Source organism: uncultured Acetobacterium sp. (genome assembly GCF_927416815.1).
Taxonomy (GTDB): Bacteria; Bacillota; Clostridia; order Eubacteriales; family Eubacteriaceae; genus Acetobacterium.
In genome coordinates this window covers 1-21,260 of record NZ_CAKMJU010000048.1, presented here as the reverse complement: position 1 = coordinate 21,260, position 21,260 = coordinate 1, and the positions used below count along the sequence as shown (strand labels likewise).

Below are 21,260 nucleotides of genomic sequence, written 5' to 3'. Positions count from 1 at the left end.
TCATGAATCTATATTCTCGGTTGCGCAAGAGTATATCGTAAAGCTTGAACTCTTTATGAGCTACTAACGGCAAGTTCAGTTCTTACTTCAAATACAGTTCGATTCCTATAATATTTCCTTCACTTTCTTGATCATTAAAATATTTAAACTCTGTTAAAGGTAATGATGCCTTAGCTATTGCTGTAGTTGTCTTTGGAGTAACCTTTCTAATATCAACTGGGCTGTGATCTTTATTTTTAGGCATATAATATTTTCGATCTACCATCGATGCAGGAAATGACAAATCAGTTTAATCAGGAAGAACGGGTTCGGAATGTTTGTGAAATTCTGGGAAAAAGCGATCGGGAATGCAAGAAAAATAGATGGTAAAATGAAAGAAAAATTTCGCAAGGAGAAATCAGTTTACCATGGGACGAAAACAGGAACGAGCAGTTAAGAAAGCATTTCAAAAGGATATCGTGTTGTTTTTAAAGGTAGAGCATCATTATTTTCCGAATCTAGTGAGGGAATTGAGTCGTGTCGAGGATCCAAGACACCCGAGTTATATAGATTATGATATTGAAGAAATTCTTTACACCATGATGTTGAAGAATATTTTCGATCTACCGTCGATGCAGGAAATGACAAATCAGTTTAATCAGGAAGAACGGGTTCGGAATGTTTGTGAAATTCTGGGAAAAAGCGATCGGGAATTCCTGCCGCATTATGTCACAATCAATGAGTGTTTAAAGAAGCTGAACCCGGATGAGTTGGAAAAAGTAAGAAATAAGCTGATCAAAAGCCTGATCAGAAAACGTAGCTTTGAGGAGTCGCGTTTTTTAGGGAAATACTGGTCGATCATTATTGACGCAACCGGATTATTTTATTTCAAAGAAAAACACTGTGAGCATTGTCTGAAAAAAACGACTAAAAAAGGAACGGCCGAAGAGAAAACGTATTATTATCACAACGTACTGGAAGCGAAAATAGTGCTGGGCGAAAATCTGATTGTCAGTATTGCAACCGAGTTTATCGAGAATGAAAAAGAAGATGTCTTGAAACAGGACTGTGAGCTAAGGGCATTTAAACGGTTGGCCGAAAAAATAAAAAAAAGCTACCCACGCCTTCCGATCTGTATATTAGGGGATAGTCTGTATGCCTGTGCCCCAGTCTTTGAACTTTGTGCACAGAATAAATGGCACTATCTGATCCGTTTTAAAGATGGGAGTATTCCAACCCTGGCCCATGAATATCAGACCATTGTACGGATGGGCGAAAATGAGTACGCAAAGCGGATTGAAGAAAAACGCTATTTGCGAAAATCAAAGGAAACGATCATTAATGAACTCAAATGGGTTTCTGAACTCGTTCATAAAGAACATCCGCTGACGGTGATGACCCTAGAAATAGAAAAAGAAGGAAAAGAAAAGAGCGTATTCCAATGGATAACGGATCTGAAAATAACTAAAAATAAGGCCTGGGAGTTTGCAGAAACGGGAAGAAGGCGTTGGATGATTGAAAATGAAGGGTTCAACATTCAGAAAAATCATCGCTATAACATTCAACATGCCAACAGCCTGGATAACACCGCCATGAAGAATCATTATCTGCTGACTCAAATCGCTGATCTTGTGCTCCAACTATATGAAAATGGGATATCCGAGCTGAGAAAAATAAAAAAGACCATAAAAAATATATCTTCTGACTTGTTAATAAGCTTTAGCAGGCAACTCACAAGAGAAGATATATATTTCATCAGGAAACGCACATGTGTTAGCATTTCTTGAATTTATTATAGCAAAGGATGTGATGTCTGAAAAGAGTAAACTGAAAAAAATAGAAATTATCCACAAATATCTCATCAAGGGGATGTCTAAGCATAAGTTGTGGATAACTTTTCTGAAAAACAGGCGTCATATGCAAAAGTTATCCACAAGAGTATTTTTTTTATGAAATAGCGAAATATCGATAAGTTTACCTTTCAGTGCTGAATCCTGGCGCATTATCTTGACAAAGATAATGCGCCGGTGTAAAATGAAGCAGTTATGAGGGAGTAATTTGCGCAATTTGCGTGATAAGTCAACATGCATGGTAGCAATACCTGGCTTATCTTAATGAGTGAGACTCATGTACAGTTTTCTGTACTTGGGTTATTTTTTCCAGGTGCAGCGGCATCTGGTTTTTTTATGCACAAAATTACAAAAAGGAGGAATTTGATGAAGAGCTATTTACAAACTTCGGAAGAAGTGCTAAAAGAGTTAAACTCCGGGAAAGAGGGTCTTTCCCAGACAGAGGCCAGTAATCGGTTGGAAAAAAATGGGAAAAACAAACTAAACGAGGCTAAAAAGGATTCGTTGGCGGTGCGGCTTGTTAAGCAGTTAAAAGACCCGATGATTGTGATCCTGATTGCGGCCGCCATTGTATCCGGAATCACAGCCGCTTATTCGGGCGAATCATTTGGCGATGTGATTATTATTATGGCGGTGGTGATGATCAATTCGATACTGGGTGTTTATCAGGAAAGTAAGGCCGAAAAAGCCATTGAAGCCCTGCAGGCCATTTCCGCCGCCACCTCCCGGGTGATCCGGGACGGAAAAATTCAGGAAATTAAATCTGAAGATTTGGTAATCGGCGACGTGATTCTGCTAGAAGCCGGAGACTCCGTACCGGCAGATGCCAGACTGCTCGAAAGTGCCAGCCTGAAAATTGAAGAAGCCGCCCTGACTGGAGAAAGTATCCCGGTGAGTAAGGTGATTAATGCCCTTAACCTAGGCGATCAAAAAGACATTTCGCTGGGTGACCGAAAAAATATGATCTATATGGGCAGTGCCGTGGTTTATGGCCGTGGTACGGCAACGGTTGTAGCCACCGCAATGCAAACGGAAGTGGGTAAGATTGCCGAGGCCATTACCCAGGCTAAAGAACATGCCACACCGCTGCAAATCAAGCTTAATCAATTAAGCAAGGTGTTAAGTTGGCTGGTGCTGGGAATCTGTATTTTTATCTTCGCGATGAGCCTGGTGCGATTGTATCTGGGTCAAGGAATTACTGGCGTTGGAGTTCTTAATACCTTTATGGTGGCAGTATCGCTGGCGGTTGCCGCCATTCCCGAAGGTCTGGCAGCAGTGGTCACGATTGTCCTGTCGTTAGGCGTGACCAATATGGCTAAAGAAAAAGCGGTAATCCGAAAACTAACCGCGGTTGAAACTCTGGGTTGTACCCAGGTGATCTGCTCCGATAAAACCGGTACCTTGACCCAGAACAAAATGACGGTGGTCGATCACTTTGGTTTTGATGAACAACTGCTGGCTAGAGTCATGACCCTCTGTAATGATGCCCATTTAAATGAAACAAATAAGGCCGAAGGAGAGCCGACTGAAGCAGCGCTAGTTAATTACGGTTATTCGCTGGGTTTGAATAAGGGTGACATCGAAGAACAAAGCCCCCGGGTTGGGGAAGCCCCCTTCGACTCCGGTCGAAAGCTAATGAGTACCATTCACAAAAACGAAGCGGGTGGATTTACCCAGTATGTTAAAGGGGCACCGGATGTCCTGATCGCCCGCTGCACCAGCTATTGGGACGGCCAGACCCAGCAACCGATTACTGATGAGATCTGTGCTACCATCAAACAGGCCAATAAACAGCTGGCCGATCAGGCGCTTCGGGTGCTGGCGGGCGCTTTTCGAGTCTGGGATAGGATGCCGGAAGATCAGACGCCAGATTATCTGGAAGAGGAGCTCTGCTTTGTCGGTTTAACAGGCATGATTGATCCGGTTCGACCGGAAGTCAAGGATGCGATTGCCCAGTGTAAGACGGCCGGGATTCGTCCGGTAATGATCACCGGAGATCACAAGGATACTGCCATCGCCATTGCGATGCAGCTAGGAATTATTGTTGATCCGAAAGAAGCCATCACCGGCGCTCAATTGGATGAGATCACTGAAGAGCAGCTAAAAAAAGATATTGGCAACTATTCCGTGTATGCCCGGGTGCAGCCTGAACATAAGGTACGGATTGTCAAGGCCTGGCAGAATTTAGGGATGATCGTGGCGATGACGGGCGATGGTGTCAACGATGCGCCGTCGATAAAAACTGCCGATATTGGAATCGGTATGGGGATAACAGGAACCGATGTAACGAAAAATGTTGCGGATATGGTACTGGCAGACGATAATTTTGCCACAATTGTCAATGCTGTGGAAGAAGGTCGTCGTATCTATGACAATATCCGTAAAGCCATCCAATTTCTGCTGTCTTCCAATTTATCCGAAGTGATTGCCATCTTCGTTGCGACATTATTAGGCTTTACAATTCTAAAACCAGTCCATTTATTGTGGATCAATCTGATTACCGACACCTTTCCGGCGATTGCCCTGGGAATGGAAGGCGAGGAAGCCGACACCATGAAACATCCACCAAGAGAATCAAAGGAGGGGATTTTCTCCCGCGGTCTCGGGGTGGATGTGATCTGGCAGGGCACAATGGTCGCGCTTGTCACTATCGCCGCCTATTTCGTGGGACACTATATGGAAGCTGGGGTCTGGGAGATTGCTGAAAGTGCTGATGGTATAACAATGGCATTTCTGACCCTATCAATGGCTGAAATGTTCCATTCACTGAATATGCGCAGCCGACGTCAATCAATTTTTAAAATGAAACACCAGAATAAATTTTTATTCCTGGCGATGGCGGTATCCTTAGTTCTGACCACAGCGGTCATCTTTATTCCACCGATTGCTGCCGCCTTTGAGTTTGAAGCGATCAGTCTGGCCGAATACTTTGCCGCGATGGGTCTGGCTGTGGTCGTGATTCCGATTGTTGAAACGGTAAAATTCTTTCAAAGAAAATTTGAAGCAAATAATTAAAAATTAGTGGTTTAGATTACTAGGCATCTGTGCATTCGTGTGCAGATGCTTTTTTTAGGTACGCCCAATAATTATTCTGTTTCTTTATTAAATCCGTTGCAACGGGGTATCAAAAGGTTTATGATAAGAAGTATAAAAATCAACTGATAGTAAGGGGATACCAATGAAAAAGTGGTTAGTGCTCTTCAGTATAATTCTCGGCGGTTTGCTGATTGGCATCGCGATTTATCTGGCTGGTGAGAATCAGTGGGTTCAAAAAATCAGTAGGGTCTTAGAAAGTCGGATGAATCAGGAAAACTTCGATACCCTCGATGAAAGTATCTGGACGGCTTCTGATAAAACCCTTGGCCGAACCTGGCTAAATCCCAATAACATTGCGGTTAGGGATGGCTTCTTGCAGATCACAATGCCAGCCGATCGGCTTGAAGGCGGGGAACTTGTTGGTCGCCAAGCGGTCACCTATGGCAGCTACGAGATCCAGATGAAACTGCCACTGGCGCCTTCATCGATCACCGGTTTCTTTCTTTATGCGCCCCCGGATTATTTTTATGAAATCGATATTGAAATATTTAATTCCAAAGCAGGTGAATTGTTGCTGACCACCTATGCTGATGGCGCAGTACAAAACGAATATATTGGCAAGCTGGGCTTTGATCCGACCGCTGATTTTCACCAGTATCGCTTTGACTATAGCATCGATGGGGTGGCTTTTTATGTGGACAACAAATTAATTAAGGAGTGGCAAGAGGGGATACCGCACGGGCAGCCGATGCAGCTGATGGTTAACAGCTGGTACCCCAACTGGCAAGCGGGTCTGCCACCTTCAGAAGATCAGGTTTTATTAGTTGACTGGATTCGATATTAGACAAGGAGGAAAAAATGATAACATCACGAGCAGTAGAAATAGCAGCAGGAATATATTGGGTCGGAGGATGCGCCCAGGATGGCGGATTGCATTGTAATCCCTATTTGATTGTCGATGGCGATGAAGGGGTACTGATTGATCCCGGTTCGGTGTTGGATTTTGAGGATGTCTATGAAAATGTCCGCAGCATCATCCCGCTCGAGAAAATCAAATATGTGATCCTTCATCATCAAGATCCGGACTTTTGTGCAGCGGTACCGCTTTTTGAAAAAGCTGGGGCAAACTTTGAAGTGGTCACCCATTGGCGAACCCAAACCCTGGTCAAGTATTATGGCATTAAATCCGATTATTATATTATCAATGAAAATAATTTTGAGCTAAAACTGCAATCGGGGCGGATTTTAGATTTTGTCCTAACCCCCTATCTGCATTTCCCCGGGGCTTTTACTACCTATGACAACCAGACCAAAATCCTTTTTTCCAGCGACCTTTTTGGCGCCTTTTCGTATCAATGGAGTCTCTACGCTGAAGCTGACTATCTCGAAAAAATGAAAACCTTTCATGAACACTATATGCCCTCCAACAGCATTCTCCGGCCGGTGATGGAAACCTTTCTGGGGATGGATATCGCCATGATTGTTCCCCAGCATGGTTCAATCATCAATCAAAATATCGTTGCCCATATCAAAGCGTTAAGAGATTTAGAGTGTGGTACGCTACTTAATCCGATCAAGCGAGATCTGGCGAAATCGGGCGGCTATATGGGAATTTGTTCAACCGTGTTAAAACGGCTGGGGTCAATTTTCAATCACGAATCAGTTCGCGAGTTGGTGGCAGATATGGAAGTGACTTTGGACGAAAACTTGAATATCACCGACTACAATGTTACTGGCAATGTTTTATGGAATATGCTATATGATCGGATTCTGACCAGAAAAGGGACAAGCTGGCTAATGGTTGTTGAACCATTAACAGAAACCCTTTCCAAAGAGTACGATATTCCGATGCCGGAAGTGTTTGAAAGTCATATTAAAAAAATCGCAGACGAAGCATCCAGTCTTAATGAACAAAACCAGCGATTAAAAGAAATCAATACCCGCTTGGAGTCCAGTATTTTAGAATCTCAAAACAAGCTGATCCGCTGTGACATTACCGGCATGTATAATCACAGTTTTTTTAGAAACTATTTGGCCAGCGAGGTTAACAGTATCATAGCCGATCAGTCCGAGCAGAATCCTGGGCTGGTGATTATCAGTCTGGATAATATGGAGCGGATCGAGTATCTTTATGGTCATGATGAGACCGAAGATGTGCAGCGAAATGTGACCTTTATTCTGGAGAATTTAAAAGAGGGGAATGAGATATTATTTAAACTTCAGGGCGTTGTCTTTGCTTTTTACATTCCCCAAATTACAAAAGAAGCCGCCCGGATCTTTGCTGAAAAAATTAGAAACGCTATTGCCTCATCGGAAAAATTTATTGAAAAAATAACGGCATCGATTGGTCTGGTCTGGTTTGATGAGATTAGAGTGATCGAGGATCATTCTGAAAAGATAGATGAATCGTTTTATAACGTTGCCGTACTACGGGCTAAAATTGCCCGAAATATGGGCAGAAACATTGTTTGCAGTCAATCGGCAATGACCGAATACCAGGATGAGATTGGAAAAATCCTGATTGTTGATTCAGATGAAATCTCGGTCGATGTATTAAAAACTGCCCTCGAGAATATTAATTATCGGGTTATTAGCGCAAGTGATGGTCAAGCGGCGCTACAAATCGCAAGGGAAGAGAGACCACTGCTGATTATCTCCGAGGTGATGATTCCCAAGCTGGATGGTTTTCTGTTCCGCGAAGAAATGCTGTCGGATTCCAACACCAGTAAGATTCCGTTTATTTATTTATCCTATCTTAAAAATGACGAATCGGTGCTTCGAGCATCCGCTTTGGGAGTCGAGCATTATTTTAAAAAGCCGTTCATGTTGTCGGAATTGATGGGCGTTATCCAGAACCGAATTAAAGGAGAAACAGGCCGATGATTGAAACCTTTGAAATCTGGATTATCATCGGAATGCTGCTGCTAATCGCCGATCTGGTGATTGTTTTACGTTTGATTAGGGGGAGAGGGGAAACCGATAAGAGTTTAATTTTTGCCGAACATCAAAAAGATGAATTGCTAAATGCAGCATCAGGAAGCTTAGCAGCCACTCATCAGCCGATGGAGATTGCCAACTACTGCCAGGTTAGCCAATCGGTACGATATGATCAGCAGCTTAAAGAAAACATTGCCAGTTCGGTTGATATAAACAGCTTTGAAAAAAAAGCGCTGAAAGCTTTAAAATCACATAACATCACAAAAAAGGCTGAAGCGGCCTTGTACTTAGGCGTTCTAGGGACTGAAAAAGCCCGTCTGGCTTTGGAAGAATCCTTAAAAAAAGAATCAAATAGTACCTTAAAGCTGTACATTGCCAATGGGTTGACAGATATCGGCAAGCAAGAATCACTACCCATTCTAATTAATTCGCTGCTAAGCGAAAGTCGCTTTTACCGTAACAAGGTTAACATGCTGATTTCTGATTTTGGTGAAGATTTCCACCGTTTTCTGCCCGAAATTATCACCAGTCGGCGAATTGAATTTCAGGAATTGATTGTTGATTTTTCAGCGGTTTATTTTTCTGAAACCTTAAAAAATTACCTGATTCAACTTATCGAGACGCGCAAAGAGACAATTGAACACCTGGATAGGCTGTTTGGCAAAGCCGATGCCCGGCAGTGTGCTAATTGCGTCCACAGCAGTCCGATGTTGGAAGGAATACAGTTGCATTGTCGATACGAAGGGGATGTCGCAGCTGATTTTTACTGTCGTCACTATGAACTGTTGCCGGTCAGTGTCAACAGCGGAGAAGCGCATCACCAGTTGGTCATTAAAGCCGCTAATATTGTCGCAGAATATTACCCTAAGGTTCTCGATCAGGATCGATATCTTGATAGTGATGATATGGAGATTCGTAATGCGGCGATGCGCGCCCTGGCTAATTTCAAATCAGCTGAAAAAATGGACAAGCTGCTGGGTTTTCTCAGGCAGGAAGATACCGCTAGAGGTGCTATCAATGGGATTGCGACAATGATTGAAAAAAACAATATCTATTTTAATCAAGTCGTCAGTGCCTTTCTCAGGGAAACCGGTTTACGGGTTAAGAAAGATTTAGCTACGATTCTGGCGCTGCGGATCGAGTACTTTATTATGAAGCTTAGCCGGAAAAACAATGACGATGCCAAAAAAATCATCAGCGAGATTATTCTCTTGGGAAGAAGTAGTGAAATCATTGACTTTCTCAACAAAAATAAAGATATTAATATTGAAAATGAACTAATTGCGATTATCAAAGCGGTGATATTACAGTCCGAAGAGCTGCCAAAGGATTACGCCCGGTATTTAAATGACCGACTGATCAAAAAATGCGGTTTTATTCAAGTCGTTGAGCAAATAACCAGTGAAGCGCCTAAACGGGATCAACAATTGACTCGGCGGCTGCTGATTCTGTTAGTCGTAAGTGCTCTAATTGTTCCGATTGCCTACTTAATTCGCCATTGGGAAGTTCTTTTTGTAATGCCCTTTTATGACCAGCTGGAGCTTTTTGTGATTGATTTTAATTTTTATATTGCCTATTACGCGATGGCGGTAAATTTAATCTACCTGGTGCTATTGTTGTTCTCCTACATCAGTGTCGTGCGGCAGGAGCGGTTGTGGAATATCAAGGATATGTCGCTGCTGTTTAAAAAAAGGATGTTACCCTCTATTTCGATTATTGCTCCGGCCTACAATGAAGAAAAAACTATTATCGAAAGTGCGAATTCGCTCCTAAATCTCAAATATCCCGAATATGAACTAATTATCGTCAACGATGGTTCCAAAGATCAGACTCTGAACACGCTGATTCGCTATTATGATTTAAAGCGGGTCGATTATCTTTATGACAGCCGTCTCAGCACTAAAACAGTGCGTGGGGTCTACTTAAATCGCTCCCGCCCACAGCTGATTGTAGTTGATAAAATTAACGGTGGTAAAGCTGATTCGCTGAACGTCGGGATCAATATCTCTAAGAAAGAATATGTCTGCGGTATTGACGCCGATTCGCTGCTAGAAGATGAAGCGCTGATCAAGTTGGCCTCTTTAACCCTCGATGAAGAAACCGAAACCCCTGCTCTGGGTGGAAATGTTCTACCGATAAATGGCTGTACCATCGATCGCGGTCAGATCGCCAAAAAAGGACTGGCCGAAAGCAAGCTGGCTCGCTTCCAGACCATTGAATACATTCGTTCCTTTATGTCCGGGCGGTTGGGTTGGTCTTATTTTAACTGTCTGCTGATTATTTCTGGCGCCTTTGGACTGTTCCGCAAAGAACGGCTCATCAATGTCGGTGGCTATCTGACCAGCAGCGGTAAATACAAAACCGATACCGTCGGCGAAGATATGGAACTAGTAGTTCGGATCAGCCGTCAGATGAAAGAAGCTAAACGACCGTTTCGAATTCTCTACGCCTATAATGCCAATTGTTGGACCGAAGTTCCCGAAGATTTAAAAACGCTCAAAAAACAACGTTACCGCTGGCATCGCGGTTTGATTGAGATTTTGACCTTTCACCGGAAAATGATGTTTAACCCCAATTATGGGCGGATTGGTACGGTTGCCATCCCATATTTTTATATTTTTGAAATGCTGGGTCCGCTTTTTGAGATTCAGGGATATCTGATGGTCATTTTATCGATTTTTCTGGGCATTTTTAATATAGAAATTGCGATGATCCTATTTATTGCGATGGTTCTGATGGGGATCCTGGTTTCGGTGTCCTCGCTACTGATTTCCGAAAAGAATGGCCAGAATTTTTCCCGCAAAGAATTATGGGTGCTGGTTTTTTACGCTATTATTGAGAACTTTGGGGTGCGTCAGTATTTCAGTCTCTGGCGTTTCGGCGGCTATCTTAACATGTTCAGAAAACCGGTCGGCTGGCAGAAGGCTGACCGCAAAGGCTTTACCGGAAAAGCAGAAGAGGTGACCCGATGAAAACAAAAGCGGTAGTTTTATGGAGCCTAGCAATTGCGGTGGTATTATTTGGTGTTTTTGTGATGCCTTTTTTAATCTGGAACAATCAGACAGCAACCCCCTTAAATATCTGGATTGTCAATAAAACCGTTCCAGACAGCACTTACAAAGAACACAAGGGGTTGATGTGGGTCTTAAACAGCGAGAAGCTGGTGCTTGAAAGTACCGGCAAATCGCTACGTTATGATCGTGATTATTTTGGAGTTTTTCCCAAGTCGGATGAAGAGTATCAGGTTCGCGAAATCCCTCAGGCCAAAGAAATGCCAGCGCTGATTTATCTGGCTGATACCGACGGGGTTTACCCCAGTGATTTTAACGGTGTCGCTAGTGATGCCATCTACGCTGGGGTAGCTCAGCAACCGCTAGTCGGAGATCTCAGCGAAGCGGAGCTGGCCAGTATAAAAAACAATCTCGGTGGGGGGAATACGATCATCGGTGAGTTTAATATCTGGGATGCCAACAGTCAACAGGGACTGCAGGATATATTCCGGGTTTCCTTCACTGGTTGGAGCGGGAAGTATTTCATGGATCTAACTAAAGATGTTGAAATTCCTGAGATCATTGTCAATAATTATCAAAAACAGACTGGCAAAAGCTGGGATTATAACGGCGGAGGTCTGGTGCTGGTATCCAATCAGGATCAGGTGCTGGTGTTAAAAGATCGCGAAGCACTGAACAAGGACGGGGTCAGTCTAACTTTTGATAAGCGTGGCCAAAATGAATTTGGTGTAGGCGGACGCTTTCGCTATGAGCAGTGGTTTGATCTGATCAAACCCAATGCTTCTTCCGAAACCTTGGCAACGCTTAATTTAAATGTTACCGAAGCAGGAAAAGCGGCGCTGGCCGAGTTTGGTCTGGCGACCGACTATGCCGCGATCACCCGGTCAATCAACTCGCAATATACAGCCTATTATTTTGCTGGCGACTTTGCTCAGCTCGATTTTCCGGGAACGCTCTGGAATTATGCCGGGTTTGCCAGGATTAAGCAATTGTTTTCGGTCGCCAATCCCAATGCTGAGACTAAATTTTATTGGGGATGTTATGTGCCGCTGATGCAACAAATTATTGCAGGAATAAGAACAAAACCAGAAATTTCTAAGACCGAGCAGCTGACTGCGGGCACACAAATGGAGGCTCGCACATCCGGAACTGGTTTCCAGGTTTTAGTGGATGGTAACTGGGAGGATTTTTATAGCAAAGGGGTCAATATCGGCTCGACCGTACCGGGGAAATGGTTTACCGAATTCTCCTATGATGAGGCCTTGTATCTGAAATGGTTTGAACAGATCGGGGCGATGCATGCCAATACCATCCGGGTTTATACGCTGCTGCCACCGCAGTTTTATTCAGCCCTGGTTTATTACAATGAACAGCATCCCGAGGCTAAACTGTGGCTTTATCAGGAAATTTGGCCGGAAGAACATCCAGCTGACAATAATTATCTGGGCAGCGAGTACAATGCCACCTATCAGGCTGAAATAAAAATGAATGTCGATGCAATGCATGGCCAGGCCAATATCGGGCAGCGACAGGGACGAGCTTACGGCTATTATACCGCTGATGTTTCACGATACATTATCGGCTATCTGGTGGGTCGGGAAATGGAACCAGAAGAGGTCATCAGTACCAATGAAAAAAATCCCGGTTTTGTCTTTAACGGCAATTACCTCTATAGCGAAGCGAATGCCAGCCCGACCGAGGCCTGGTTGGCGATGAGCTGCGATTATGTGATGCAATATCAGGAAGACACCTATTCCTGGCAGCATCCGGTGGGGATTGTCAGCTGGCCAACCCTGGATCCAACCGAACACGATTCGGAATGGAATGAAAGCGGCGATAAAAGTAAACAGTACAATGATAAGGTTTCGGTCGATATCAACCACATTTCAATGAAAGACAAACTCCAGTCGGGGTTCTTCGGAGCCTATCATATTTATCCCAACTATCCCGACTTTATGAACAATGAAACAAAATACGCCGCTTACGCCGATGAAGAGGGGATCTTCCGCTATGGCGGCTACCTGCAGGAGTTCATTGCTGGCCATCAAAAATATCCGGCGATTGTGGCAGAATTTGGTCTGGCCACCGGGATGGGGAACGCCCATGAAAACCCTGACGGCTACCACCATGGCGGGATGACCGAAGCGACCCAGGGTGTGGGCATCATAAGAATGATGAAAGCAATCGAAAAAGAAGGTTATGCCGGCGCTATCATTTTCGAATGGGCAGACGAGTGGGCCAAGAAGACCTGGATAACTGAGCCCTATATTATTCCCTATGATCGCAACCCGCTGTGGCATAATGCCGTTGATCCGGAACAAAACTATGGTATCTATGCGATGGAGACAGATGGCCCGCGATCATTGCCCTACGTGATTGAGGATGATGGGGTGATCTCAAAAATGTCGCTAGTGGCTGATGAAGCCTATTTGTATATCGACCTGGAGCTGGATCGGAGTATTGATTTCTCGAGCGAAAAACTGATCATCGGTCTGGATACCTACGACCGCGGCCGTGGTAATATGAAATTTGGAACCGGAATCGCAACCGCGGCCGGATCCGGTCTGGAGTATCTGATTGAAATCAATGGCGGCGATCAGGGACTGCTGCTGGTGCAGCCCAACTACAACAGCAGTAGCGGCAAACATGCCTCCGCTTACTCAGCAGACGGTATCTTTGAAACCATGTCGATGCTGATCAACAAGGATACGGTCACCAAAGATGGTGCTAAAATTGACGCAGTGGTTGAGGATTTAAGCCAGTTAACCTTTGGAACCCTGGAAAACAATTCTCATCATCAGGTTTATATTTCGGACAAAAGCCTATCGATCCGGATTCCCTGGACCCGAATTAACGTCACCGACCCCTCGAATATGCGGGTCGTCGATGATCCCCGGATTATCCCGAGCCCTACCACCAACGAGCTCCAGACGGTAATCACCGAAGGCATCCTGGTCAGTGGGCTTCTGGTGAAACAGGACAGCAACCAGACCATTGCTGGCATTGGTCTTTCCAATCAGCAGGCCTTTGTCTGGGAAAACTGGGATGTCCCCAACTTTAAAGAGCGACCTAAAGACAGCTATGCCATTATCAGTCAGTATTTTGAGGAGCTTAAGAATAAATAGTTCAGAGTAAATGGTTTAAAGCAAATAGTTATTGTGTTTTAAATTGAGAATTACGGGTAAAAATCCATTAGTAGAAGATGTTATTATGAATGAGAAAGCAGCTTGATAGTTTTTAATTAATTCTGTTCTAAAAGGAAAGGAAAACATCAATGGATAAAAGAGGGAAGATGCGGTTAATGTTGGTTTGGGGTTTAATTATTGCGATGACGCTCGTGACAACAGGCTGTACAGCAGGCCGGAGCGAGTCAGCGGACAGTGATTCAGAACAGCAGAAGGTCTATGACAATGTCGTTTATAAACTCTATAAGCAGATCGAAATCAATGACAACAAGGCAGATATGGAAAAGACATTAGGAGCGACAGGGAATACCTCACCAGAAGGTTCCTATGTTTATGTCGATCAGGATACCGGCTATGCGGTGAATGTGTTTTTTAATGCTAAAAATTTGGTCACGCTGAAGCTGTTGGTTCCGACCACCGGGGCTCGAGAGCTAATTGAGTTGAGCAAAGCCAGTGTCACGCGAGAAGATGCCGAGAAAATTACCCCGGGGATGACCCGTAGTAATGTCAAAAAAGCCTTGAATGGGGTGGGTGTGGAGATGCTAAGAATGGTTATTCCTGACGGATCCGACAAAGAAGCCTATGCCTTAGCCTGGATCAATATCAATGGTTCGATCCTGGTGGTGACCTTTGATGCCGACACCGATACCGTGCTGGCTGCTGAATTCAGAGACAGTTTGTTATAGAACAGCGAATTGATGGTTTACAGCAGTAATGAAAGAGAGATGAAAAAGATGAGAAAAAGCAGCAGATCGGCAGCTTTAATGTTTATAGTTATCGGTTTTAGTCTAATGGTTTCACTTTCCGGTTGCGTCGGCACTGGGACAAAAGATGAAGGGGCAAAAAGTCCCGATTATTTTTACAATCAGGTCAATTTGGGAATGGAAAAGAGTCAGGTTGAGTCGGCGTTAGCGGTTAAACCCGAAGAAAAGGAAGGAACCTTTATCTACACCGATGATCAAACCGGTTTTGGGGTGCAGATTGGTTATGATGCCAGCGATATAGTGGTATCCAAAATACTATATCACGATGATGAAAGTCAGATCATGGCACTCAGTGATGCCAGTGTGGAAGAAGATCAATTGGCAAGCATCACCGCAGGGATGCCCTATGATCAGGTTGAATCACTACTCGGATCGGCTGGAATAGAGATTATTGAGATGGTCAATCCCGTTGATGTCAATAATCCGATCGTTTTGATGATTTGGTTTAATGATGATCAAACGGGCTTCTATGTGACATTCTTGGGTCATCAGGGAACCGTTGAAAGCGCCAAGTTCTGGAAATAGTTGGATTAAAAAAAAGCACTGGTGTGAATCAGTGCTTTTTTGCGAGTTTTTAAAGAAGTTAATTGTTTTTTAAAATAATTTAATTTTTGGGGAAGAAAACCAGGGGTTGATCCGTTATATAGATGTGCAGAAAAAACGGAGGTGGAAATTTTTGAAAGATCATAAAGAAGGGGAAGCCGATGACGCGTTAATTAAGAAGTATATCGCCACTGGTAATTCCGGTTATTTTGAGCCGATCGTCGAACGATATGAGCGATATGCCTATATTTATGCTTATTCTCTTCTTAAAAACGAATTTGATGCACAGGATGTGGTAGCAGAAAGTTTTTTAAGAGCTTTTGCCAAAATCAAACAATATCGACTGGACAGCAGTTTTAAGAACTGGTTTCTAAAAATTGTTCATAATGCCAGCCTTGACCTTTTGCGAAAGAATAAGACGATGGTTTATCTGGATGATCAGGAAAATGGCGATAGTCTATTTGCCGATCAAGCTCTGAGTTATGATAACATCGATGTGCTCGATTTTGGCGAGCTACAAAAATCGCTGGATCAATTACCCCACGAACTCAAGGGAGCGGTGATCCTTCGCTATTATTATGACTGGGACTATAAAAAGATTTGCGAGTTTCTAAATATTCCAATGGGAACCCTGTCTTCCCGGCTGAACCGGGCCTGCAAAAAACTGAGAAACCTGTATGAAGGAGAGAGATGACAATGAGTGAACTCGATAAAATGATGTCCTGCCTGGGCTTTAACGAAAGCACCGTAAAAAATTATGGCAACGCCATTCCTTTTACCAGTAGAAAACTGGAGATCATGAAAAGAATTAACCAGGCCAGTATCGAAAAAGCCAAAAACGCCGATTTATTTGCCCTGTTTTATATTTTCTCGATCGCCTTTTCAGTATTGATCATCCGCTTTATGGTATTTGCACAAACCGGGGATTCCGCCTATCTAAGGGTTCTGACCGGCATTGTCATTCGTTATTCGCAGCAGCTGCAAAATAGTTTAAACACCATGTCGTTTTTAATTTCTGTCGTTATTTGTGTCGGAACAGGCGTGATGATTAATCATTTAAAAAATGAGAAGCGTTTCTGTTAGGCTTAATAAATAAAAAATTTGAAGGAGGAAGAAAAATGTTTAAAAAATTTAGTGTCTCGGTTTTAATGATGGTGATGGTATTGCTTATCACGGTTAGCTCGGTTTTCGGGGCAACCAATAGCGGTGTTAGCAGCTACCAGGATTCGTCCGGAAATATGAGCATCGAAGGATCTATGGTGCCCAATACAGAATTTGCCTTTTCGGGGTCTAATATCACGGCCAATTCGGTATTTGATACGACCACCTTTTTTGCCGGCAATACCATCACTCTGGATGGTGAATATAACGGTGATGTTTTTGCCGCTGCTAATTTGGTAACCATTAACGGTAAAATCAATGGAAATCTTTATACCGGTGCCAACCAGGTCATTATCAATGGTGAGGTAACCCGGGACGTCTTTGCCGGCTGTTCGGATCTGATCATTGGTAAATCAGCCAACCTCAACCGTGATGTCTACCTGGCGGCTGCCAATGCAAATATTGATGGCACGGTCGGGCGAAACCTGCGGGTCGGCGCTGGCAATATCTCAATTAATGGCACCATCAATGGTTTTGTCGAAACTGATGTCGATCAGCTGACCATCAACGATGGGGCAAACATCACCGGACCAATCAATAACCGCAGTGCCAATGAAGCGATCGTCGCCGCTGGCGCCACTGCGCCTCAAGTTAATTGGGAAAAGGTGTCAAAAGAACAGGCTGTGAACGAAGATCGCGGACCATCAGTTGGCTCGATTCTTTTATCAATCATTACCAAGCTGGCCTTTATCCTGGTGATTTGGGTACTGATTAGCTTCTTGACCAAGGACTTTAATGCCAATACCCCGATTATGGCAAAAAAACACATCCTAGCTTCATTAGGAATCGGAGCCGGATTTTTCTTCTTGTCACCACTTTTGATAATTGTATCCTTTATTATTTATGCTCCCTTTGGACTGGCCATGACCTTTGGAATCATCGCCTTGTCGATTCTGGCAATGCCGGTAGCCGCTGTGGTCTTATCCAAACTGCTGATGCGCTTTTTTGATGACAAAATGAAACCGCTGCTGAGCTCTTTTGTATCGATCTTAATCGTCGCTGCCGCGGCAATCATTTTGGGCTATATCCCCTTTATCAATTTTTTTGTGTACCTGCTCTTGTATGTTGTTGGTGTGGGCTTTATTTGTTACAATGTTTTGTTCACTAACAGTAAACTTAAAGAGGAACGCAATGCCGACAATGATGACGTTTTAGTCTTAAACGAAACCATTGATATGGAAGTGACAGCGCTAAAAATTGAAGAATCGACCGAAATGATTCAAGTTGATGATCAAGACACAACAAAAAATTAACCCGAAAAAGAATTAGACAGAACAAAATAAACACACAAAAAAACAGGCTCCATCACGGAGGCCTGTTTTTTTGTGTGCATTTGTTTGAATTTTTTAGTACTTCTTAGTATTTATCCATCTCCATATCATCCAGAACTATCCGGGGTGATTTTGGTGTTTCTTGCTTTTGCGGTTTTTCAACCGAATGCTTGGGGGAGGCTTGACGGGCAGTACCTTTTTTCTTGATTTTAAAAGCACCAACCATCTGTTTGAGCATTTCAGCCTGGCCGGACAGTTCTTCGCTAGCAGCGGCACTTTCCTCGGCTGTGGCTGAGTTGGTCTGAACGACAGTCGAAACCTGTTCAATGCCCTGAGTGATCTGGGCAATTTCGGTGGCCTGATCGTTGGAGGCACGGGCAATGTTACCAACTAAACCAGTAACCTTTTCAATTTCATTGCGAATTTCCACTAAACTGGCGGCGGTTTCATCGGCTATTTTGGTGCCAGCCTCAACCTTATCAATCGAGCCTTCGATTAAGCCGGTGGTTTCCTTGGCGGCTTCGGCACTGCGGGCGGCAAGCGAGCGAACCTCTTCGGCTACCACGGCAAAACCCTTACCGTGCTGACCAGCTCGAGCCGCTTCAACGGCGGCGTTAAGCGCCAGAATATTGGTCTGGAAGGCAATATCGTCGATGACCTTGATGATTTTTGAAATATTTTTAGAGGATTCATTAATGTCGATCATCGCCGTGACCATTTTTGTCATCTGTTCATTACCGACTTCAGCATTGCTGCGAACCTCTAAAGCCCGTTCGTTGGCTTCATTGGCGTTAGTGGCATTTCGTTTTGTTTCGCTGGCCACTTCTTCAATCGAGGCATTGAGCTGCTGGATAGCGCTGGCCTGTTCGGTGGTACCCTGTGACAGCGCCTGTCCGCCATCGGAAATCTGGCGGGCACCAGCTTCAACCTGACCGGCAGCTTCATTGATTTCAGACATGGTTTCGCTGAGAGTGGCGGTGATTCCGTTAAGGGCTGTTTTAATGGCCTGGAAGTCGCCCAAATATTCGGCGGTAATTTCCAGATCCAGGTTACCGCCACCCATTTCTTGCAGGGTATAGGTAATTTCATCGACATAACGTTTTAGGAAGGCAACCGTCTGGTTCATCGAATCTTTGATCAGGGTGTAATCACCATTGTAGTTACCAACCATCCCCGTGTTTAAGTTGCCTTTGGACAGCTCATTCAGGGTTGCTGAGGCTTCCTGAACGGGCTCAACTACAGCATCCAGGGTAGCATTGACGCCGTTGACAATTTTAGCAAAGTTGCCCTGATGCTTGCTGGCATCGGCGCGGGTATTTAGTTTCCCGTCGATACCAGCCTGGGCCAGCATGTCGGCATCGCTGACCAGATTGTCGATCGAGGTTTGAACCATCTCCAAACTGTTGCGGATCTCGTTAAACTGAGCAGAAACTTCGGTGGTATACTCATCAGCCTGGCTGATCTCCATATCAAAGGCCAGATCGCCCTGGGATAAGCGGGTCAGATTGTCGCCCAATCGGGTGACCTCGTTCTTGGTGTAGTCGCTGACCCGAATGATCGGTGTTAAATCAGTGACCACTTCCACAAAACCAACATTGGCACCCTTAGAATCTTTGAGATAGGCAGTGTCCTGTTTGTAGTTTCGGCCGTACCATTCAAAGTAGCTGTCGCCCAATCCCTGATCAACCAATCGGCGGATTCCGCAGCCTTCGGTTTGACAGATATTAGCGCCGGCATTGTAACAATCCATTCCGTAACCGCATTCACGGTCAGTGATGACCTTATTATTAATCATCATATCTTCAAAGGGTTTATTCATAAAGGTCCATTTCATATCGTTGTCGGTAACGTGAATGGGGAAGGGGACTGCATCGATGATCGCTTCATACCAGACCATCTTGTCGACGACGGTATCAAGGGTTGCATTAACGCCTTCGACAATTTCTTTAAAACCGCCACTAAAGGCCTGGGCATTGCCACGCGTTTGCCACTGACCCTGGACGGCGGCCTGCGCCAGCATGGTAGCTTCATTAATCAGATTACGGATTGTTTCAATGGTTTGTTTAAGGGCAGGGGAAATTTCATCTTCAGGATCACTTAACTCAATCTCTGCCGAGACATCACCCCTGGAGATTTGATCCATGGTGGCAATAACGACATTCTGGAGATCATCGGCCAGCTTGTTCATCGAAGCGGTCATTTCTCCGACCTCGTCCCGAGATTGTATTTCCAGCCTGACACCCAGGTGTCCCTGAGACATTTCTGTAATCATCTGGTTTAATGAAATAATTGGTTTTGAAATTCTTCGCGCCAGGATATAGGTAGCCACACCGCCGACCAATAAAATCAGCAAGGAGGCAATTAGAATGATGTTTCTTAGTTCGATAATTGGAGCCAACACATCACTTTCAAATTTGGTAACGACGAGGGTCCAGTTGGTTTCAGGAATTGGGGCTGTGTAACCGAGTTTTGCATCACCATTATAGTTATAGGCGATATTACCAGTTTGTCCCACACCCAATTCCTTAATGGCAAGGGCAAAATCTTTTAAAGGGCCATTGGCTTCAATTTCGTCAAAAATATTCGCCTGATCAAGAATGAGTTGATCATTGGGGTGAGCCATCAGGGCACCAGTTTCGTTGATTACCAAACCGTACTTTCTGACCCCATCGCCCATGTTATTGGTGATATCTTTCATAAAGGTGGGGTCTCTTCGACCGATCAGGAGGCCAACGACCTGCCCGTTGTTTTTAATCGGGGCGACCTCAAATACCACCGGTTCCAGGGTTACCCGGCTGATCGCGACATCAGAAATGGCAGTTTGTCCGGCAAAACCGTTTTCATACCAGAATTGTCCTTCGGATTTAAATTCGCCGCCGCCGAGAATATACTTGGCGTTGCCGTTTATATCCATGACAGCAATGTCCTGGTAACCCAAACGTTCAATATCTACTGATATCGAGGCGACTTGGGTATTCCAGTCCATCGTAGCGGTTCGGGCTCGCAGGGCAATTTCATCAAGTTTTCCGAGATTACCGGTGATGATGGCACCGATATGATTAGCGCCTTCGGTAGCAAAGGCTTCTTCCTGGAGACTGGTTTCATCGGTTAGGGCTGCTGCTCCTAAATTGATGGCAATCAGTCCCAGGATCAGTACCGCTGCGGCCAGAATCAGGGTGGTAAAGACCATTAACTTGGTTGACAAGCGAAGCTTTACCGCGGTGTGACTGTGTTCGGTGTTTTGTTTGTCTTTCATGAAAATACTCCTCGTATAAGCAGATGCTTTTTTATGCTTCTGGTCAAATGGATGCGATTATCGCAAAACAGGATGTTTCAGAAAGTGTCTATTTGCCCTTTACATCTTATGATGTTATACCTTATTCTCCCAAATTCGTCGGATTTAGATTAATTTTACACGTTTCAAGCGAATTACTGGTATAATAAATCCCTGCATTATCTTGCTCGAGTTTAAGCGTTGGTTTAGGGATCACTCGAATTTGATCGATTGTGTGCATCATCGCAA

Annotated in this window: 13 protein-coding genes; 11 read left to right on the top strand and 2 right to left on the bottom strand. The window is 44.3% G+C overall.

What is annotated here, in order from left to right:
• Positions 1-82 precede the first annotated feature (82 nt).
• Positions 83-265, bottom strand: coding sequence for a hypothetical protein (locus QZ998_RS08335; RefSeq protein ID WP_296559639.1), 183 nt, complete (start codon positions 263-265; stop codon positions 83-85).
• A gap of 142 nt (positions 266-407) precedes the next feature.
• Here QZ998_RS08335 and QZ998_RS08330 point away from each other — a divergent pair, with 142 nt between their 5' ends.
• The 11 genes from QZ998_RS08330 to QZ998_RS08280 all read left to right on the top strand — a co-directional run bounded on the left by QZ998_RS08330 (position 408) and on the right by QZ998_RS08280 (position 17,719).
• Complete coding sequence (locus QZ998_RS08330; RefSeq protein WP_296559636.1) at positions 408-1,766, top strand: transposase family protein; 1,359 nt, start codon at positions 408-410, stop codon at positions 1,764-1,766.
• 429 nt (positions 1,767-2,195) lie between these two features.
• Positions 2,196-4,844 (top strand): cation-translocating P-type ATPase, encoded by a 2,649-nt coding sequence (locus QZ998_RS08325; RefSeq protein WP_296559634.1) that lies wholly within the window; start codon positions 2,196-2,198, stop codon positions 4,842-4,844.
• A 163-nt stretch (positions 4,845-5,007) separates the two neighbouring features.
• Positions 5,008-5,709, top strand: coding sequence for a glycoside hydrolase family 16 protein (locus QZ998_RS08320; protein WP_296559633.1), 702 nt, complete (start codon positions 5,008-5,010; stop codon positions 5,707-5,709).
• A gap of 14 nt (positions 5,710-5,723) precedes the next feature.
• A complete protein-coding gene (locus QZ998_RS08315; protein WP_296559631.1) occupies positions 5,724-7,748 on the top strand; it encodes a response regulator in 2,025 nt (674 codons plus the stop codon).
• On the top strand, positions 7,745-10,774 hold the full coding sequence (locus tag QZ998_RS08310; RefSeq protein WP_296559629.1) for a glycosyltransferase: 3,030 nt from the start codon (positions 7,745-7,747) through the stop codon (positions 10,772-10,774). Before QZ998_RS08315 ends, QZ998_RS08310 begins: the two co-directional genes overlap by 4 nt.
• Entirely contained in the window at positions 10,771-13,938 is a 3,168-nt protein-coding gene (locus QZ998_RS08305; RefSeq protein ID WP_296559627.1) for a hypothetical protein, read from the top strand. Before QZ998_RS08310 ends, QZ998_RS08305 begins: the two co-directional genes overlap by 4 nt.
• Positions 13,939-14,087: 149 nt before the next feature.
• A complete protein-coding gene (locus QZ998_RS08300; RefSeq protein ID WP_296559625.1) occupies positions 14,088-14,684 on the top strand; it encodes a hypothetical protein in 597 nt (198 codons plus the stop codon).
• 78 nt (positions 14,685-14,762) lie between these two features.
• Complete coding sequence (locus QZ998_RS08295; protein ID WP_296559624.1) at positions 14,763-15,287, top strand: hypothetical protein; 525 nt, start codon at positions 14,763-14,765, stop codon at positions 15,285-15,287.
• A gap of 151 nt (positions 15,288-15,438) precedes the next feature.
• Entirely contained in the window at positions 15,439-15,999 is a 561-nt protein-coding gene (locus tag QZ998_RS08290) for an RNA polymerase sigma factor (RefSeq protein ID WP_296559622.1), read from the top strand.
• Between the two features lie 2 nt (positions 16,000-16,001).
• A complete protein-coding gene (locus tag QZ998_RS08285; RefSeq protein ID WP_296559621.1) occupies positions 16,002-16,388 on the top strand; it encodes a hypothetical protein in 387 nt (128 codons plus the stop codon).
• Positions 16,389-16,423: 35 nt separating this feature from the next.
• Entirely contained in the window at positions 16,424-17,719 is a 1,296-nt protein-coding gene (locus tag QZ998_RS08280) for a hypothetical protein (RefSeq protein ID WP_296559619.1), read from the top strand.
• 103 nt (positions 17,720-17,822) lie between these two features.
• Here QZ998_RS08280 and QZ998_RS08275 read toward each other — a convergent pair whose 3' ends face one another.
• Positions 17,823-20,993 carry a methyl-accepting chemotaxis protein gene (locus tag QZ998_RS08275; RefSeq protein WP_296559617.1) on the bottom strand — a complete coding sequence of 1,057 codons (3,171 nt, stop codon included), beginning with the start codon at positions 20,991-20,993 and terminating at the stop codon, positions 17,823-17,825.
• Positions 20,994-21,260 lie beyond the last annotated feature (267 nt).

What these genes read in the sequence shown, in the direction of transcription:
- QZ998_RS08315 (WP_296559631.1), top strand. Translation starts at nt 5,724, where the DNA reads ATGATAACATCACGAGCAGTAGAAATAGCAGCAGGAATATATTGGGTC.
- QZ998_RS08310 (WP_296559629.1), top strand. Translation starts at nt 7,745, where the DNA reads ATGATTGAAACCTTTGAAATCTGGATTATCATCGGAATGCTGCTGCTA.
- QZ998_RS08295 (WP_296559624.1), top strand. Translation starts at nt 14,763, where the DNA reads ATGTTTATAGTTATCGGTTTTAGTCTAATGGTTTCACTTTCCGGTTGC.
- QZ998_RS08305 (WP_296559627.1), top strand. Translation starts at nt 10,771, where the DNA reads ATGAAAACAAAAGCGGTAGTTTTATGGAGCCTAGCAATTGCGGTGGTA.
- QZ998_RS08320 (WP_296559633.1), top strand. Translation starts at nt 5,008, where the DNA reads ATGAAAAAGTGGTTAGTGCTCTTCAGTATAATTCTCGGCGGTTTGCTG.
- QZ998_RS08300 (WP_296559625.1), top strand. Translation starts at nt 14,088, where the DNA reads ATGGATAAAAGAGGGAAGATGCGGTTAATGTTGGTTTGGGGTTTAATT.
- QZ998_RS08285 (WP_296559621.1), top strand. Translation starts at nt 16,002, where the DNA reads ATGAGTGAACTCGATAAAATGATGTCCTGCCTGGGCTTTAACGAAAGC.
- QZ998_RS08325 (WP_296559634.1), top strand. Translation starts at nt 2,196, where the DNA reads ATGAAGAGCTATTTACAAACTTCGGAAGAAGTGCTAAAAGAGTTAAAC.
- QZ998_RS08330 (WP_296559636.1), top strand. Translation starts at nt 408, where the DNA reads ATGGGACGAAAACAGGAACGAGCAGTTAAGAAAGCATTTCAAAAGGAT.
- QZ998_RS08275 (WP_296559617.1), bottom strand. Translation starts at nt 20,993, where the DNA reads ATGAAAGACAAACAAAACACCGAACACAGTCACACCGCGGTAAAGCTT.
- QZ998_RS08335 (WP_296559639.1), bottom strand. Translation starts at nt 265, where the DNA reads ATGGTAGATCGAAAATATTATATGCCTAAAAATAAAGATCACAGCCCA.
- QZ998_RS08280 (WP_296559619.1), top strand. Translation starts at nt 16,424, where the DNA reads ATGTTTAAAAAATTTAGTGTCTCGGTTTTAATGATGGTGATGGTATTG.